Origin of the sequence: Corynebacterium vitaeruminis DSM 20294 (assembly GCF_000550805.1) — a bacterium.
Lineage (GTDB): Bacteria > Actinomycetota > Actinomycetes > Mycobacteriales > Mycobacteriaceae > Corynebacterium > Corynebacterium vitaeruminis.
Map to the genome: position 1 here is coordinate 2,453,019 of NZ_CP004353.1, position 17,398 is coordinate 2,470,416.

A 17,398-nucleotide genomic window follows, 5' to 3' on the forward strand; every position below is an offset into this window, starting at 1 on the left:
TGCGTGCCGCTGCGACCAGCGGCGTTAACCGATATGTTTGTCGTATGACTGTTGCCACCGCGCCCTCGTCCCGCCGCACCGACCGCGCCACCGTGGTCGCCTGGGGCCTGTGGGACATGGGCTCGGCCGCCTTCAACGCGGTGCTGGTGACCTTCGTGTTCTCCGTCTACCTCACCGACTCCGTGGGGCTCAACGTCCACACCTCCGCCACCCCGTCGACCTGGTACTCGCTAGCCATCGCGCTCTCGGGCGTCGCCATCGCGCTCGTCGCGCCCGTCATGGGGCAGCGTGCCGACGCCAGGGGTAAGCGGCGCCAGAGCGTGCGCAGCTGGACGCTGCTCACCTTCGCCCTCATGCTCGCGCTCTTCGTAGTGCGCAACGACGCCCCGGACTACTTCTGGGTGGGCATCACGTTGATGGCGATCGCCTCGGTGACCTTCGAGCTTTCCGAGGTCTCCTACTTCGCCATGCTCAACCAGGTCTCCACCCGCGAGAACGTCGGGCGGGTCTCCGGCTTCGGCTGGTCGCTGGGCTATTTCGGCGGCATCATCTTGCTGCTCATCTGCTACGTCGGCTTCATCGCGGGCTCCTCCGGCGGCCACGCCGGCCTGCTGCGCGTGCCCTCCGAGGGTGGCTTCAACATCCGGCTGGTCGCCGTCGTCGCCGCCGTGTGGTTCCTCGTGCTCGCCCTGCCGGTGATGTTCCGGGTCCCGGAGGTCGCCCCCAACCCCGAGCTGGAAACCGGCGGCGTGGTCTCCTCCTACAAGGTGCTCATCGCCACCCTGAAGGAGCTGTGGCACACCGACCGCAACTCCCTGCGCTTCCTGCTCGCCTCGGCGGTATTCCGGGACGGGCTGGCGGGCGTGTTCACCTTCGGCGCCATCCTCGCCGTCACCGTCTACGAGTTCCGCCCCGACCAGGTCCTGCTCTTCGGCGTGGCCGCCAACGTCATCAGCGCCATCGGCGCGCTGGCGTGCGGCACCTTCGACGACCGCTTCGGCCCCAAGCCCGTCATCCTCGTCTCGCTCGCGAGCATGGTCGCCTGCTCGGTCGTCCTCTACTTCGTCCATGGCCCGCTCATGTTCTGGATCTTCGGGCTCGCGCTGTGCCTGTTCGTCGGCCCCGCGCAGTCCGCCTCCCGCTCCTTCCTCTCCCGGCTGTGCGAGGAGGGCCGCGAGGGGCAGCTCTTCGGCCTGTACACCACCACCGGCCGCGCGGTGAGCCCGCTAGCGCCCGCGGCCTTCTCGCTGTTCACGGGCGTCACCGGCTCCGATCGCGCGGGCATCTTCGCCATCGCGCTCATCCTCGTGCTCGGACTGTGGCTGCTCACGCGGGTGCGCCAGCCCTCCTGACGCGCGGAGGCTCCCGCCGGTACGCTGTAGGCCTATGACGGCCTCCCCCACCGACGACCCGGCCGCCCCGGGCGCCGACGAGACCCCCACCGGTGTCTTCCAAGCGATCGGCGAGCTCGCCCGGCGCGGCGCCGACGACGAGCCCGCGGCCGCCACCATCGACGTGGCCGCCGCTCCCCCGCTCGCCCCCTGGCTCCCGTGGACACCTTCGACCGCGAACAGATCAGCGGCGTGCTCGACATCTGCGCCCGCATCGGCGACATCCTCATCCAGGCGGGCACCACCAACTCCGATGCCTGCGCCCACGGCCAGGCGGTGGCGGAATCCTTCGGCGTGTGGAACGTGCACGTGGACATGACCGCCAGCCGCATCCGGCTGTTCGCCCACGTCGGCGGCAACTCCCACCACCCGGTGGCCCACGTGCGCGTCATGCGCGGCGGGGCCCAGGACTTCGATCGGCTGGAGAAGGTCGACCAGCTCATCCGCGACATCCACGCCGGGCGCTGCTCGCCGGCCGAGGCCCGGGACCGCCTCGACGCGATCGAGTCGGCGCACGCGCCGCTGGGCCTTGCCGGGGTCACCGCCGCGTGGGCGGGCATGGGCGGCGCGGTGGCCTTCCTGCTCGGCGGGGACTGGCCGGTGGCCGTCATCTCCACGCTCGCGGCCGCCGTCATCATCCTCATGTCCGCCTTCCTCGGCCGCCACGGGCTGCCCCTGTTCTTCCAGAACACCGCGGGTGGGGTCTTCGCCTCCCTGCTCGCCTCCGCCAGCTACCACCTGGGCAGCCACGTCGGGCTCACGCTGCGGCCGAGCATGGTCATCGCCACCTCCATCGTGGCGATGCTCGCCGGGCTCACCCTCGTCCAGGCCATCCAGAACGGCGTGACCGGCGCGCCGGTCACGGGCACCGCGCGCTTCTTCGACACCGCGATGATCACCGGCGGCGTGGTCGCGGGCGTGGGCATCGGCATCGTCGCCTCCGGGCTGGTGGGCTTCAGCCTGCCCCCGATGGAGACGACCGCGGCCCCGAACCTCGCCTCCGCCACGGTGCGGGTGCTCGGTTCGGTGGGCGCCACCGCCGCCTTCGCGCGCGCCTGCTACGCCGCCTGGGACTCGGTGTTGCTCTCCGCCGCGACGGCGGCCATCGGCTCGAGCCTGTATTACTTCCTTCTCATCCCGCAGGGGTTTGGCTACATCTCCGCCAGCGCGGTGATGGCCATCCTCATCGGCCTCATCGGCGGCCTGCTCGGCCGTTTCTTCCGCGTGCCGCCGCTCATCATCGCCATCGCGGGCATCACCCCGCTTTTGCCGGGGCTGTCGATCTACCGCGGGATGTACGGCCTGCTTCACGACCAAACACTCATCGGCTTCGGAAACCTCACCGTCGCGCTGGCCACCGCCACCGCGCTGTCCGCGGGCGTCGTCCTGGGCGAGTGGATAGCCCGCCGCTTCCGGCGGCCCCGCTTCGCCAAGCGCGGGCAGAGCTAGATCCGAATCCCGCCGCCTCCGGCCACCGCGTCAAAGAAACGCTTGTTTGACCACAACCGCGCCGCAAACGCCCAGGCGGTCACATCTGAAGCCCGTCAACAAAGCGCTCCTTTGCTGGCGGGGGGCACCGCGACACCGGTGGGAAGCTCAGCCTGCCTCGGGCACCCCGGAAACGCCGTCGCAGGACAGGAACTGCCCAGCTGAAAGCGCCCGCCGCTAAAAGCCGGAGGGTTTTCGTGGGCGTGCACGCCACCAGGCCACAGCGACAACGCTGTGGCCTGCGGATTTTGGAGCTGAAGATGGGACTTGAACCCACAACCTACGGTTTACAAGACCGTTGCGCTACCAATTGCGCCACTCCAGCACGGTCATCGGCCAAGGTAGCGGCCGCGACTGCCCCATGATACTAACCCACGGCCTGCAAAAGAACCAAGGTGCCAACACCGCCCTCGCGCGGCGCGGGGATTCTCTATTAGGTTAGGGGTGGTCAGGCCATAGGCGTCGGAAAGCGAAAGCGATGGGAATGAGTCTTAGGGAAACACTGCGCGGCCTCAGCCAGCGCGCGGGGCGCATCGCGACGATCGATGCGATCAAGGCCGCGCCGCCGCCGTCGCCGCTGGCCCCGGTCGATCTGACGGATCCGGGGCAGGTCGCGGCCGTGATGGACGTGGCCGCGCGCGTGGGCGACATCCTCTTGTCCTCCGGAACGTCCAACCGCGACACCGTCGTGCAGATCCACGCGGTGACCTCGGCGTACGGCCTCGTGTACTGCCACGTGGACATCACGCTCAACACGATCACGGTGTTCGCGAACATCGGGCACGAGAAGAAGACGCCGGTGAGCGTGTTCCGCGTGGTCAGCAAGATGACCACGGACTTTTCCAAGCTCACGGCCGTGGACCGGCTCATCCGCTCGATCCAGGCGGGCGCCACCCCGCCGGACGTGGCCGCGAAGATCCTGGACGACCTCTACGCGGCACCGGCCAGCTACGGGTTCAAGACCTCGCTGGTGGGCTGGGGCGGCATGGGCGCCTCGGTCGCGGTGCTGCTCGGCGGCGGGTGGCTCCAGGCGGTGCTGGCGCTGGTCGTCGCCGTGCTGATCATGGCGGGCAGCGCGTGGCTGGCCAAGCACTCGCTGCCGCTGTTCTTCCAGAACGTCTACGGCGGGTTCGTGGCCACGCTGCCCGCGGCGATCGCGTACTTCGTCGCCACCGGGCACGGCCTGCACGTGGTGCCCAGCCAGATCGTGGCCTCGGGCATCGTGGTCATGCTGGCCGGGCTGACGATGGTGCAGTCGCTCCAGGACGGCATCACGGGCGCGCCGGTGACGGCGTCGGCACGGTTCTTCGAGACGCTGCTGCTCACCGGCGCGATCGTGGCGGGCGTGGGCATCGGCATCCAGGCCGCGGAGCTCATGGGGATCTCCCTGCCGCCGCTGGAATCGGCCGCGGCTCCGAACTACGCGTCCTCGCTGGCCAAGGCGCTGGCGGGCGCGGTTGCCTCGGCGTCGTTCGCGCTGGCCTGCTACGCGGAGCTGGGCTCCGTGATCGTCTCCGGGCTCACGGCGCTGGCCGGTTCCGTCCTCTACTACTTCGTGCTCATCCCGCTCGGCATCGGCGAGGTCATCTCCACGGCGCTCGCCGCCACGGTCATCGGCCTCGCCGGCGGCCTGCTCGCGCGCCGCTTTCTCATCCCGCCGCTCATCACCGCGATCGCGGGCATCACCCCGATGCTGCCGGGCCTGTCCATCTACCGCGGCATGTACGCCGCACTCAACGAGCAGATGCTGGTCGGCTTCACCAACCTGGCGCTGGCCCTGTCGCTGTGCTCGGCGCTGGCCGCGGGCGTGGTCCTGGGCGAGTGGGTCGCGCGCAGGCTTCGCCGCCCGCCGCGCCTGAACCTCTACGGCGCCTTCCGCCGCGCGCGCCGCAACCCGTTCCCCGCCACCGACACCGGCAGCTTCAAGGTGGTCAAGGCCCCCAACGAGGGTCGCGGTTAGCGCGTGTGCTTTTCGCTTGTCGACGCCTTCGGCCCCCGCCGCTATCCCTCCCCTGGCCGCTCGCGGGCGGCGGCGATGGGCTACAATAGGCGACCTAGACTGTCTATAGCCCGTCGCTCATTCGCACACAGGAGGGGACCCTTGCCACCCAAGGTCACTGACACCCGCACCACTTCGGCCGAGGCGCTGCACGCCGTGGAGGCCGAGACCGGAGCCGCCGCCCGCCGCATCGTGGCAACCTACGCTGAGGACTTCTTCGACGGTGTCACCCTCATGTGCATGCTCGGCGTGGAGCCGGAGGGGTTGAGCTACCGCAAGGTCGCCGCCGAGTTCGAGGAGGCCGCCGCCCCGAAGAAGGCCGCCAAGAAGGCTGCTAAGAAAACGACCAAGAAGGCGGCGAAAAAGACGACCAAGAAGGCGGCAAAGAAGGCCACCAAGAAGGCGACCAAGAAGGTCGCGAAGAAGGCTGCCAAGAAGACCACAAAGAAGGCGTGATTCTTCCATGAGCGGTGACAACACATTCGTGGTGGTGGCCAACCGGCTGCCCGTGGACATCAGTGTCGCCGCCGACGGCACCCGCACCTTCAGCCCCTCGCCGGGCGGCCTGGTCACGGCGCTGAGCCCCGTGCTCGAGCGCCAGCAGGGCTGCTGGGTGGGCTGGCCCGGCACCGTCGAGGAGGTGCCCGAGCCCTTCTACACCGACGGCGGGGTGCTGCTCCACCCCGTGGCGCTCAACGCCCACGACTTCGAGGCCTTCTACGAGGGCTTTTCCAACGCCACCCTGTGGCCGCTCTACCACGACCTCATCGTCCCCCCGATCTACGACCGCGAGTGGTGGGTCTCCTACCGCGAGGTGAACCTGAAGTTCGCCCACGAGGTCGCCGAGGTCGCCGCCGAGGGCGCGATCGTGTGGGTGCAGGACTACCAGCTCCAGCTGGTCCCGGGCATCCTGCGCCAGATCCGCCCGGACCTGACCATCGGATTCTTCCTGCACATCCCATTCCCCTCGCCCGACCTGTTCCGCCAGCTGCCCTGGCGCGAGGAGATCGTGCGCGGCCTGCTCGGCGCGGATCTCCTGGGGTTCCACCTGGTCTCCAGCGCCACCAACTTCCTCGACCTCACTCGCGAGGTCGCGGGCGGCATCGGCTCGCACACCGGCCAGCCCGACGAGCTGGAGGTCTCCGGCCAGGCGAGCGTGCGCGAGGTGACCGCGCACATCACCACCAACGACAACCGCGAGGTCGGCGTGGCAAGCTTCCCCATCTCCATCGACGTCGACGAGGTCCTAGGCCTGCTCCCCACGCCCGAGAAGGTCGCGGAGGTCCGCCACGACCTGGGCGACCCGCAGACCCTCATCCTGGGCGTCGACCGCCTCGACTACACCAAGGGCATCCTCCAGCGACTGCTGGCCTTCGAGGAGCTGCTCGAGGCGGAGGCGCTGGACGCGAGCAACACGGTGCTCGTGCAGGTCGCCACCCCCTCGCGCGAGCGCATCGACCACTACAAGCGCACCCGCTCTCAGGTCGAGGAGGCCGTGGGCCGCATCAACGGCCGCTTCGGCTCGCTCGGCAAGCCGGTGGTGCACTACCACCACCAGTCGCTGTCCAAGAAGGCGCTGCTGGAGCTCTACTCCGCCGCCGACATCATGCTGGTCACCCCGTTCAAGGACGGCATGAACTTGGTGGCCAAGGAGTACGTCGCCTGCCACGGCGACGGCAGCGGCGCGCTCGTGCTCAGCGAGTTCGCGGGCGCGGCCCACGAGCTGTCCGAGGCGTTCCTGTGCAACCCCTTCGACATGGAGTCGATCAAGCGCCAGCTGTCCAACGCCGCGACCATGCTGCAGGCCGACCCCGAGACCGCCGCCCGCCGCATGAACGCGCTGCACGAGCAGGTCATCGAGCACGACGTCAACCTGTGGGCGTCCTCGTTCCTGGGCTGCCTGCACGACATCCACGCGGAGACGAAGCACTGATGCGCGGCGGAATGCGGCTGGCCGCCGCCGGGGCGATCGCGGCCGCGGCGGTATCCCTTGCCGCCTGCTCCAACGACACCCAGCAGGTGTCGGACTCCAACTGGCAGGTCACGGACGTCTACACCACGCCGGGCACCCCGAGCGCCGTCGACGACTCCGTCGCTGGCGCGGTGACCTTGAACTTCGGCGACAAGACGGTCTCCGGCTTCACCGGCTGCGCGCCGCTCAACGGGATCGTGAAGTTCACCGGCGGCGACGGCGACCAGCTGGCCGCGCCCGAGGACGCGACGAAGGTCGAGTTCACCCAGGTAAAGTTCAAGCCCATCGAGGACGACCAGTGCCAGGGCAAGGTGCGCTACATGCACGACGCGCTGGTGAACATGCTGGTCGACGGCTCCTTCACCATCCGCCACGAGGGCGACGGCGTCATGGTGCTCACCGAGCAGTCCGACGCGGTGGACCCGCGGGCCATCCGGCTCATCGTCGGGTAGCGAGCCACAAGCGGCCACGAGCACCTCGCGCGTAGGATTGCCTTCATGAGTGCAACCCTTCTCGAGCTAGCTTCGACCCCCCACCTCATGGTGGTCACCGACTTCGACGGCACCCTCGCGGGCATCAGCAAGGACGCCTACAACGTCCCCATCAACCAGCGCTCCATCGCGGCGCTGGAGGCGATGGCCGACCTGCCGCTGACCACGGTGGCCATCCTCACCGGCCGCCACCTCGAGGGGCTGCGCCAGGCCAGCGGGTTGGTCCCCGGCAAGCTCATCATCGCCGGCTCCCACGGGGCCGAGTCGAGCGACCAGCCGATCGCGCTGACCGACGCCCAGGTGACCGCGCTAGCCGCCATCACCAAGGAATTCGACCGCCTCGCCGACGGCATCCCCGGCGTCTTCGTCGAGCACAAGCCCTACCACCGCGTCCTCCACGGCGTGCGCGCCACCGACCTCGAGGCCCGCGACAAGGCGATGGAGGAGGCCCTCAAGCTGAACATCGATGGTGTGACGATCAAGCCTGGAAAGTTCATGGTGGAGGCCAGCGTCACCGACGTGACCAAGGGCGTGTGGATCCAGCGCGCCATCGAGTCCCACCAGCCCACCGCCACCGTGTTCATCGGCGACGACACCACCGACGAGGACGGCTTCAAGGTGCTCGGCGACAGCGATCTCGCGGTCAAGGTCGGCGAGGGGGACACCGCCGCCGACATCCGCGTGGCCGACACCGACGCCGTGGGCGACTTCCTCACCGAGCTCGCCCGGCTGCGCTCGGAGAACTTCGCCGCGAAGTAACCCCTACTGCGCGACCTCGATGCCGTGGGCCTGGGCCCAGCGCAGGATGGGGCCGCGGATCTCCACCACGTCGCCGACGGTCTTCTGCACGAGGACCGGGTCGTTGGGCAGCTTCCGCGAGGGGTCGCCCACCGGCAGCACGTCGAGGACGGCTGGCTCCGTGAGGTGCAGGACCGCCAGCCCGATCATCTCGACGTTGGTCTGCTCGCAGACCGCCCACGTGTACATGGTCTCCTGCGCCCACTTCTCGCGCAGGGAGTCCACGCTCTCGGGCTCCATCGCGCCCGGGTTGCAGACGGCCAGCGCCGGGGTGTCGTCGATGCGTTCGTCGTTGTGGAGCGGGCGGGCGTAGAAGCGCCCGCCGTTGATCTCAGTTGGTTCCATAGCTACCTAGCTTAGAGCGCTTTCGCGCCGAAAGTGAACGTTGTTCAATTTCGATTCTGCGAGGCCTGCTAGGCACGGGGCGCGGCGATCGTGGCCCCCTCGTTGTAGGTGGTCTCCAGCAGCACGCGCTTCGCCGCGGTCTCGTCGTCGAGAAGCGAAGCAAGCATGCGGCCGGCATTGAGGCCCTTTTCCTTGTTCGGCTGGATGACCGTGGACAGCCCCATGGCCAGCGCGGGCTCGATGCCGTCGAAGCCGGTGACGGAGAGATCCCCCGGCACGCTCAAGCCCTTGCCGCGCGCGTACTCGAGCACGCCGAAGGCCATGGTGTCGGTGCTGCACAGCACGGCGGTGAGCTCGGGGTTGGCCTCGAGCAGCTGGCGGGCGGCGTCGACGTTGTTCCTCGGGTCGTTGATGTGGCGCTCGACCACCGGCACGGAGGCGCGGTCGATGCCGGCCTCGGCGAAGACGTCGAGCGCGCCGAGCACGCGGGAGCGCTGGACGTGGTGGTGGGCGTTATCGAGGCGCTCGGCGCTACGGGGCCGTTGTTGGGCACGGTGTCGAGGCGGATGCACAGGATGCCGATCTTGGTGTGGCCGGCGTCGACCAAAGCCCGGGCCGCCGGGGCGATCGCCGCGCGGTCGTCGATGCCCACGAACGGCAGCTCGAAGTCGTCGGCGGGCTGGTCACAGATGACGATGGGCAGACCGCGGGTCTTGGCCGCCTCCAGGTAGGGGTCGTTCTTGGCCACCGAGTAGACGACGAAGCCGTCGACCACCGCGGAGTTGACCAGCTGGCGCGCGGAGAGCACGTCGGTGGTGTTGGGCCCGACCGGGACCAAGGTCATCGAGGTCTGCGAGCCGTAGGAGGCCTCGGCCATGCCCGCGAGGAAGTCCAAGGATGCCCGGTCCTCGAAGGCGTAGGTGAGGTGCTCGGTCAGCAGCACGCCCAGGGCGTTGACGCGCTTGGTACGCAGGGATCTCGCCGTGGGGTCCGGGCCCGGGTAACCCAGGCGCTCGGCGGTCTCCAGGATGCGCTCGCGCAGGCTCGCGGAGAGCTGCTCCGGGTGATTGTAGGCATTGGACACGGTCGTCCGAGATACCCCCAGCTCCTTGGCCAGGGACGCCAGGGACGTACGCTTTACTCGCTTCGACATGAATTCAACCTAGCCCACCTCCGAACTTTCTCCCAGATGCTGAAGCGTTTAGTGACCTGCTTTTCCCTCATTCGGGGGCAAATTGTAGAGCAATTACCATTCTTAACTCAGGTTCTTTCTGTCCGATTCGGGGGAAGATTCTCAGGTTTCTTCTCAAGCAGCGCGCGGAATAGGATGGTTCGGGTGACCGAGATGAGCCATTCCAAACCGATCAAGTGCACCCTCGACGTGGGCGGCTAGGAGCGAAAATTCCTGCGCATCGAGCCGGAGTCGCCCACCGGCGAGCTGTTCATCTGGTTCCACGGGTCCACCCAATCGGCGTCCGTGACCAGGCGTTTTACGGACAACACCTTCGACCGGCTGGCCGCGCACGGTACCACCGTCGTCTACCCGGAGGGCATCGCGCGCCACTGGAACGACTCCCGCGCGCAGCTTCCTGAGAAAACCCGCGAGTTGGGCACCGACGACGTCGCCTTCGCCCGCGCGCTCGTCGAGGCCCACTCCCCCACCCGCGTCGTCGCCGCCGGGTATTCCAATGGCGGCCAGATGGTCATGCGCTTGCTTCACGACGCCTACGGCTTGCTGGACGCGGCCGCCATCGTCGCCGCCAACCAGCCAGCCCCCTCGAACTTCCTGTCGAGCGCGGAGGGCTTTCGCCCGACACCCATCCTGCTCATGCACGGCACCGCCGACCCCATGTCGCCCTTCGGCGGCGGCATCGCGGCGCCCAAGACCGGCCACGAGCGCTGCGACGTCCTCTCCTTCGCGGAGACCGCCGACTACTACGCTGGCCTCAACGGCGCGACGCTCCGCGAGGTGCGCAGCTACGCGGACTCCCTCGAGCAGGCCGCGGTGGTGGCCACCTACGAGGGCGCCGAGGGCGCCGAAACCACAGCCTCGGTCGAGGCGTGGGCGCTGCACGGCGTGGGCCACGTCGTCCCCGCCCCCAAGCAGGTGCCTTCGCGCTACCTTGGGCCGTCGACACGCCTGCTCGTGGCGGCGAAGGAGATCGCGCGCTTCTGCGGCCTGGAGTACTAGCTCCTACTTCGCCGCGCGGCGCTGGCGCGCGAACTCGCTTAGGACCACGCCCGCCGCGACCGAGGCGTTGAGCGACTCGACCCAGCCGGTCATCGGGATGGACATGATGGTGTCGCAGGTCTCGCGCACGAGGCGGGAGATGCCCTTGCCCTCGGAGCCGACGACGATGACCACGGGGCCGCGGCCGTCGTAGGTGTCCAGGGTGTGCTCGCCGCCCGCGTCGAGGCCGACGACCTGGTAGCCGTTCTGTTGGAACTCCTTGAGCGTGCGGGTGATGTTGGTGGCCTTGGCCACCGGCAGTCGCGCGGCCGTGCCCGCGGAGGTGCGCCACGCCACGGCGGTGACCGACGCCGAGCGGCGCTCCGGGATGACCACGCCTTGGCCGCCGAAGGCCGCCACCGAGCGGATGACCGCGCCGAGGTTGCGGGGGTCGGTGATGTTGTCGAGCACCACGATCATGCCCTTCTCGCCGGAGTCGTTGACCTTGGCGATGAGGTCGAAGACCTCGGCGTACTTGAACGGCGGGATCTGCAGGCCGATGCCCTGGTGCAGCCCGTTGCCGGTCATGCGGTCCATCTCGTGGCGCGGGACCTCGATGAGCGGGATCGAGCGCGAGTGCGCGATCTGCACGGCCTCGCTCAGGCGGTTGTCGTTGCCGGTGCCCTCCACGATGTACATCGCGGTCGCGGGGACGCGGGCGTGGAGGCACTCGATGACCGGGTTGCGGCCGACAACGAGCTCGTTCTGCTCCTCCTTGACGTGGCGGCCGCGGTCGCGGCGCTCGCGCTCCTTCTTGCGCTTGTACGCCGCGTGGTACTCGCGGTCCTCCGCCTTCGGGGTCGGGCCCTTGCCACGCAGGGAGCGGCGGGCGTGCCCGCCGGTGCCCTTGACGGCACCCTTCTTGTTGGTCTTGCGCAGGCCCGGGCGCTTGGGATCGTTACCAGCCATGAGTCCTTCTTCTCTTCTTCTCGGGCGCTCGCGGCGAGTGCCCCTTGTGGAAAGCGCCCGGGCCGGTATCGACAACTAACCTCGGCTTCAGGGCCAAAGCGTGAATGTTACTTCCTCCCGCGCGAACGCACAAGCCCGCGCGGGGTGGCGAGCTTGGTACTACTTCTCCTCGAGGGACCAGGTCGGACCCTCGGCGGTGTCGGTGACCACGATGCCCGCCTCGGCAAGCCGGTCGCGGACCTCGTCGGCCACGGCCCAGTCCTTCGCGGCGCGGGCCTCCGCTCGGCGCACCAGCTCCGCCTTGACCAGCACGTCGAGGGCGTCCTCCGCCTTCGCGGAGGTGCCACCTGCCGCCGCGCCCTGCCACTGCTCGTCGAGCGGGTCGAAGCCCAGCACCGCGGCCATCGCCCGCACCGAGGCGGCGAGCGCGCGGGCCTCGTCGGCGTTGCCCTCGGCCAGCGCGCGGTTGCCCGCGCGGACCGTGGTGTGGATCTCCGCCAGCGCGCGGGGCACCGCGATGTCGTCGTTCATGGCGTCCTCGAAGCCCTGCGTCCACTCGCCCGCCTCGAGCCCCTCGAAGCGGGCGACGAAGTCCTCGATGCGGCGGTAGCCCGCCGCGGCCTCCTTGAGCGCCGCCTCGGAGTACTCGAGCACGCTGCGGTAGTGGGCGCTGCCCAGGTAGTAGCGCAGCTCGACCGGGCGCACCAGCTCCAGCATGTTGGGAACGGAGAGCACGTTGCCCAGCGACTTGGACATCTTCTCGCCCGACATGGTCACCCAGTGGTTGTGCATCCAGTAGTTGGCAAACTTGTCGCCCGCCGCGTGCGCCTGCGCGATCTCGTTCTCGTGGTGCGGGAACTGCAGGTCGAGGCCGCCGCAGTGGATGTCGAACTCGCCGCCCAAGTAGTAGGTGCTCATCACCGAGCACTCGAGGTGCCAGCCGGGTCGGCCCGCGCCCCACGGGGTGGGCCAGCTCGGCTCGCCGGGCTTGGCGCCCTTCCACAGCGCGAAGTCGAGGTGGCTGCGCTTGCCGCCGCCGTCGGTCTCGCCCTGCTCCATCTCCTCGACCTTGTTGCCGGACAGGGAGCCGTAGTCGGAGCCCTCGGCGGCGGTCCAAGCGGCCACGTCGAAGTAGACGCTGCCCTCGGACGGGTAGGCGAAGCCGGCGTCGATGAGCCGCTGCATGTACTCGACCATCTGGGTGACGAATCCCGTGGCGCGCGGCTCGACCGAGGGCGGCAGAACGCCCAGGGTGTTGTAGGCCTTGGTGAACTCACGCTCGTAGGTGGACACCCACTCCCACCAGGGGCGGCCGTTCTCCGCGGCCTTGGTGAGGATCTTGTCGTCGATGTCGGTGACGTTGCGGACGAACGCGACGTCGAGCCCCTGGGCCAGAAGCCAGCGGCGCAGGATGTCGAACGCTACGCCCGAGCGCAGGTGGCCGATGTGCGGCTGCGCCTGCGGGGTGGCACCACACAGGTAGATGGAGGCGTGCCCCTCACGGACGGGCACGAAGTCGCGCTGGCTACGGGTTGCGGTGTCATAGATGCGTAGGTTGCTCACCCGTACAGTCTAAAGCACGCGGGCGACGAGTCCGCCCAAACGCCGCCGCGCCGGCCTAGGCCTTCCAGACCACCGCCGTGGCCACGGCCGCCCGCCCCTCCGAGCGCCCGGTGAAGCCGAGGTGGTCGGTGGTGGTGGCGGAGACGGACACCGGTGCGCCGATGATGTCCGACATGACCTTCTCCGCCTCGAGGCGGCGCGGCCCCATCTTCGGGGTCTGGCCCACCAGCTGTACCGCGCCGTTGCCGATGGTGAACCCGTTGGATTCGAGCAGCTCGCGGCACTCGCGCAGCAGGCGCTCGCCGGAGACGCCGTCGTATTCCTTGCGCCCCACGCCCACGAAGGAGCCTAGGTCGCCGAGGTTCGACGCCGAGAGGAGGGCGTCGACAAGCGCGTGGGCGACGACGTCGCCGTCGGAATGGCCTTCGCAGCCATCGGCGCCGTCGAAAAGCAAACAGGCGATCCAGCAGGGCTTGCCCTTCTCGATCTGGTGGGCGTCGGTGGCGATCCCCACGCGGGGGATGATCGGGTTACTCATCGGGCACCTCGAAGATGGTCGGCTCGGCCTCGTCGGTGACCGCCTTGGCCAGCGCGTAGTCGAGCGGAGTGGTGATCTTGAACGCCATGGGATCGCCCTGGACGCAGGCGACCGGCGCGCCGAACCACTCCATGAGGCTGGCGTCGTCGGTGGCGGCGAAACCGGGGTTCTCCTCGGCGAAATAGGCCTCGTTGGCCGAGCGCAGCGCCCGAAGCGAGAACCCCTGCGGGGTCTGCACCGCGCGCAGGTCCTTGCGGGCCGGGGTGTCCACCACCTGGTCGTCCTGGACCCGCTTGATGGTGTCGGCCACCGGCTGGACCGGGATGACCGCGGGGCGGCCCTCGAGCACGGCGCGGGCCACTCGGGCGATCATGCCGGGCGGGGTGAGCGCGCGGGCGGCGTCGTGGATGAGCACCACGGCCTCCTCGTCGGCGACGGCCTTGAGCCCGGCCCACACGGAGTCGGCGCGCTCCCCGCCCCCGTAGACCAGCCGCACGGGGATCTCGGCGTCAAGCAGCCCGGCGTTTCCGAGCAGCGTGCGCGCGTAGCCCTCCATCTCGGGGCTGACCAGCACGATGACCTCGTCGACCACCTCGGAGGTGATCATGGCCTGCACGGAGCGCACCACGAGGGCGCGGCCGCGCAGGGCGACGTAGGCCTTGGGGATCTCGGCACCCAGGCGGGTGCCCTTTCCGGCCGCCGCGACGAGCGCGATGACCCGGGGCGCGGCGTCGGCTGCCGTGGGCATTAGCGCGCGTTCCTTACTAGTCTTCGTCGTCGAAGTTGAGGTCGTCGAGATCGACGTCGAAGTCGTCGTCCGCGGCCTTCTTCTCCTCGACGTCGGCGCCGCCCGCCGCGCGGTGGCGGTCGATGGTCTCCTGGACCTGCGCGAGCAGCGCGTCGGCCTTCTCGTCGTCGACGTTGTCGGCCAGCGCCAGCTCGCCGACCAGCACCTGGCGCGCCTTGGCAAGCATGCGCTTCTCGCCGGCGGACAGGCCGCGGCCCTGGTCGCGGCGCCACAGGTCGCGCACGACCTCGGCCACCTTGTTCACGTCGCCGGAGGCGAGGCGCTCCTGGTTCGCCTTGAAGCGGCGGGACCAGTTGCCCGCCTCCTCCACGTCGGTCTCGCGCAGGAAGCCGAAGACCTTGCGCAGGCCCTCGTCGTCGACGACGTCGCGCACGCCCACGAGCTCGGCGTTCTTGGAGGGAACGCGGACGACCAGATCCGACTGGTAGATCTGCAGCACGAGGTACTCCAAGGTCTCCCCACCCATTTCGCGATTCTCAATCGCCGAAATGACAGCCGCACCGTGGTGCGGATAAACGACGGTATCGCCGACCTTGAATTCCATCTACACTCCTTGTTAGGCGTTTTCAGACTGACCCATTCTAGCACGTCAGCGCCCGCAGGCTCCGTTGCGGTCGCCCCGCTTGCGCACGCTTGTCGACGCCTACGGCTCGCGGCCTCCCGGCCCTTACCGCCCGCGATACGAGCACTAAAGTGTGAATCACGCCACCCAGCCGTAGGCGTCGACAAGCGAAAAAGCGGCCTTTAGCGGGCGTGACCTGCACGTTCACAAAACCACATTTTGCGTTTGATTGGCTCGCGAATGCGTCTTTCGTTTCCCCCCGTTTGGCCACCTTCGTTGGCGACTAAGTGTGTGCCGAAAGACCAAAGATACTAGAGTGATAAAGGAAAAACTGGCTTAGAAAAGGCATTCCCTCGTTGCCCGCACCGGTGCTGAGGTCCCCCTCTTCTACACCTTTACACATACTCTCACCCCCGATGGAGGACGAACACGTGAAGTCCCTGAAGGCCACCGCCCGCCGCGGCGCACTGATCTCTGTTGCTGCAGCTTCTGCCCTTGCTCTGGCATCCTGCTCCGCAGGCCAGATCACCCAGACCTCTTCCCAGGTCGCCGCCGTTGATGGCGCCGCGGGCAGCACCAGCGACAACGCTGTCGCCGTTCGTGACGTCACCGTCATCGTGACCTCCGAGGGTGAGACCGGTCTGAAGTTCACCGCCGTGAACCAGGACCCGTCCGACAAGGACCACACCCTCAAGTCCGTCACCGTCGGCGGCGAGAAGGTCACCCTGAGCGGCGACACCACCTTCGCCTCCGACACCTCCCTGGTCGCGGACGTCGCCTCCCAGATCGAGAACCTCCCGCAGGGTGACACCGGCAACCTGAAGTACGTCAAGACCTCCCTGACCAACAACGGCCTGGCCATCGGCGGCACCAAGGACGTCGTGTTCACCTTCGATGACGGCGAAGCCAGCGTCACCGCCACCATCGCCGAGCCCCCGCTGAAGTCCGGCACCGAGGACCGCGACGTCACCGGCGGCGAGGAGTAATCCTTCCTACAAAGTGCAGATGGCGCCCCTCGGGGCGCCATTTTTCTTATTCTCGTGCCGCCAGTATCTCGCCAAATAGCAACGTGGCGGCACTCTAGTTAGCGGACGACGGTGACCAGCGCGGCGACGCCGCCGACGACCACGACGAGGGCCGCGACGTTGAGAACTAGGTCCACGACGGGGATCTCGAACCCGCCGATCTCGACGGTGCGCGCCTCGTGCATCTCGGCCGCCGAGTCCTGCGGCTTCCCGGTGTCAGGCTGGGGCTGCGCGGGCTGGGTCGCGGGCGCGGGCTGCGTGGGTTGGGGGGATGCCGGGGCCACGGTGGCGGAGGCGCTGCGCAGCACCGTCACGCGAGGGGCCACAGGGACGGCGTTCTCGGCGGCGATCGCGCTGGTCACGGGAGCTGGCGCAGGCGCAGGAGCAGCAGGCGCGGGCGCCTCTGGGACGGTCACCGGCGCGGCGGGCTCCGGCTCGCGGGTCCGCTTCGGATCCGGCTCGGAGTCCTCGGTGGTAGTGGTCGTCGTCTTAGCGCTCGTGGTGGGCTGCTGGGTCTCGGTGAGCGCGGGCTCCGTGGTGGTGGGCTCCGGGGTCACCGAAGGGGCGTCTTCGACGTACGTTTGGCCGCGCAGCCAATTGCCCAAGACGTCGTTGCCCACGACGACGCCCGCCTTCGGACGGGAGCCGTCATGGTTGGTGGCGGTGCCCGGAATCGTGATCGTCCTAGACTCGCCGGCCGCCACCTTGTCGACGGACAGCACGACCTCCTTGTCGCTGACGCTCACGACCGTCACCCCGGGGCCGAAGTCGTAATCAGCGATGGCCGCCGGATCGAGCTCCCAGTTCTTGCCCAGCGGGGTGAGCGTGACCTGCACGTTCTCGGCGTCCTCGCTCGGGGCGGGGATGACCACCTTCCACTCGATATCGTCCCCGGTTCGGGTGCCGGTGAACCCCAGATCCTCGTTGGCGGCCGCGGAGGTCGACGCTGCGGTGGCCGGCGCGGTTGCCGTGGCGCTCACTGTCGGGGAGGCAGCAGTGGTGGCGGAGACAGAGGTACCCGTCGACTGCGGAGCAACCACAGCCTCGGTTGTTTCCGGGGAGTTAACCTGGGTCTCGTCGGGCGCGTCTGTGATTTTCTCAGCAACCGCGGGCTCTTGGGTGGCCTGGGCGGTCTCATCGGCGAAAGCGTGGGGGGCGATGGCGGGGCTGAAGGCAAGCTGAAGCGACATTACCGCACCCAGTGCGGCAATTCCGGCTACCTTTTTGCCCATTCTGTTAACCACCATTGTTTGAGGAACCCGAAGCCTGCGCAGAGAAA

Annotated in this window: 15 protein-coding genes, 1 tRNA gene and 2 pseudogenes; 9 read left to right on the forward strand and 9 right to left on the reverse strand. The window is 68.7% G+C overall.

Annotated features, from left to right (window positions below):
* Positions 1–44 precede the first annotated feature (44 nt).
* Together B843_RS11150 and thrE (B843_RS11155) are read left to right on the forward strand one after the other, a co-directional pair.
* Positions 45–1,352 (forward strand): MFS transporter, encoded by a 1,308-nt coding sequence (locus tag B843_RS11150; protein ID WP_025253575.1) that lies wholly within the window; start codon positions 45–47, stop codon positions 1,350–1,352.
* Positions 1,353–1,458: 106 nt separating this feature from the next.
* Positions 1,459–2,840 (forward strand): annotated as a pseudogene (gene thrE / locus B843_RS11155) (threonine/serine exporter ThrE).
* Between the two features lie 288 nt (positions 2,841–3,128).
* Here thrE (B843_RS11155) and B843_RS11160 read toward each other — a convergent pair.
* A tRNA-Thr gene (locus tag B843_RS11160) sits at positions 3,129–3,204 on the reverse strand.
* A 159-nt stretch (positions 3,205–3,363) separates the two neighbouring features.
* On the opposite strand from B843_RS11160, the gene thrE (B843_RS11165) reads away from it, so the two are divergent.
* The 5 genes from thrE (B843_RS11165) to otsB all read left to right on the forward strand — a co-directional run bounded on the left by thrE (B843_RS11165) (position 3,364) and on the right by otsB (position 8,100).
* Positions 3,364–4,839, forward strand: coding sequence for a threonine/serine exporter ThrE (thrE, locus tag B843_RS11165; protein WP_025253576.1), 1,476 nt, complete (start codon positions 3,364–3,366; stop codon positions 4,837–4,839).
* A 141-nt stretch (positions 4,840–4,980) separates the two neighbouring features.
* Positions 4,981–5,334: a hypothetical protein gene (locus B843_RS11170; protein WP_038595490.1), complete on the forward strand. Its 354-nt coding sequence runs from the start codon at positions 4,981–4,983 to the stop codon at positions 5,332–5,334.
* A 7-nt stretch (positions 5,335–5,341) separates the two neighbouring features.
* Complete coding sequence (locus B843_RS11175; protein ID WP_025253577.1) at positions 5,342–6,811, forward strand: alpha,alpha-trehalose-phosphate synthase (UDP-forming); 1,470 nt, start codon at positions 5,342–5,344, stop codon at positions 6,809–6,811.
* Entirely contained in the window at positions 6,811–7,302 is a 492-nt protein-coding gene (locus B843_RS11180; RefSeq protein WP_155895154.1) for an META domain-containing protein, read from the forward strand. The genes B843_RS11175 and B843_RS11180 overlap by 1 nt, the downstream gene beginning before the upstream one ends.
* 45 nt (positions 7,303–7,347) lie before the next feature.
* A complete protein-coding gene (otsB, locus tag B843_RS11185; RefSeq protein WP_025253579.1) occupies positions 7,348–8,100 on the forward strand; it encodes a trehalose-phosphatase in 753 nt (250 codons plus the stop codon).
* 3 nt (positions 8,101–8,103) lie between these two features.
* Here otsB and B843_RS11190 read toward each other — a convergent pair whose 3' ends face one another.
* Positions 8,104–8,484 (reverse strand): GNAT family N-acetyltransferase, encoded by a 381-nt coding sequence (locus tag B843_RS11190; protein WP_025253580.1) that lies wholly within the window; start codon positions 8,482–8,484, stop codon positions 8,104–8,106.
* A gap of 68 nt (positions 8,485–8,552) precedes the next feature.
* A pseudogene (locus tag B843_RS11195) lies at positions 8,553–9,637 on the reverse strand (LacI family DNA-binding transcriptional regulator).
* Between the two features lie 324 nt (positions 9,638–9,961).
* Here B843_RS11195 and B843_RS11200 point away from each other — a divergent pair.
* Positions 9,962–10,675, forward strand: a complete 714-nt coding sequence (locus tag B843_RS11200; protein ID WP_244877329.1) for an alpha/beta hydrolase family esterase — start codon at positions 9,962–9,964, stop codon at positions 10,673–10,675.
* A 3-nt stretch (positions 10,676–10,678) separates the two neighbouring features.
* On the opposite strand, the gene rlmB is transcribed toward B843_RS11200, so the two are convergent.
* The 5 genes from rlmB to B843_RS11225 all read right to left on the reverse strand — a co-directional run bounded on the left by rlmB (position 10,679) and on the right by B843_RS11225 (position 15,076).
* Positions 10,679–11,623, reverse strand: coding sequence for a 23S rRNA (guanosine(2251)-2'-O)-methyltransferase RlmB (rlmB, locus tag B843_RS11205; protein WP_025253581.1), 945 nt, complete (start codon positions 11,621–11,623; stop codon positions 10,679–10,681).
* Positions 11,624–11,782: 159 nt separating this feature from the next.
* A complete protein-coding gene (cysS, locus tag B843_RS11210) occupies positions 11,783–13,186 on the reverse strand; it encodes a cysteine--tRNA ligase (protein WP_025253582.1) in 1,404 nt (467 codons plus the stop codon).
* 55 nt (positions 13,187–13,241) lie between these two features.
* A complete protein-coding gene (gene ispF / locus B843_RS11215; RefSeq protein ID WP_025253583.1) occupies positions 13,242–13,724 on the reverse strand; it encodes a 2-C-methyl-D-erythritol 2,4-cyclodiphosphate synthase in 483 nt (160 codons plus the stop codon).
* The gene (ispD, locus tag B843_RS11220) at positions 13,717–14,472 is read right to left on the reverse strand and encodes a 2-C-methyl-D-erythritol 4-phosphate cytidylyltransferase (RefSeq protein ID WP_025253584.1); all 756 of its coding nucleotides are present in this window, start codon (positions 14,470–14,472) and stop codon (positions 13,717–13,719) included. Before ispD ends, ispF begins: the two co-directional genes overlap by 8 nt.
* A gap of 16 nt (positions 14,473–14,488) precedes the next feature.
* Positions 14,489–15,076, reverse strand: a complete 588-nt coding sequence (locus B843_RS11225; RefSeq protein WP_025253585.1) for a CarD family transcriptional regulator — start codon at positions 15,074–15,076, stop codon at positions 14,489–14,491.
* A gap of 434 nt (positions 15,077–15,510) precedes the next feature.
* Between B843_RS11225 and B843_RS11230 the strand changes: the two genes are divergently transcribed.
* Positions 15,511–16,080 (forward strand): hypothetical protein, encoded by a 570-nt coding sequence (locus B843_RS11230; RefSeq protein ID WP_081751579.1) that lies wholly within the window; start codon positions 15,511–15,513, stop codon positions 16,078–16,080.
* Positions 16,081–16,178: 98 nt separating this feature from the next.
* On the opposite strand, the gene B843_RS11235 is transcribed toward B843_RS11230, so the two are convergent.
* Complete coding sequence (locus B843_RS11235) at positions 16,179–17,309, reverse strand: hypothetical protein (RefSeq protein WP_025253587.1); 1,131 nt, start codon at positions 17,307–17,309, stop codon at positions 16,179–16,181.
* Positions 17,310–17,398 lie beyond the last annotated feature (89 nt).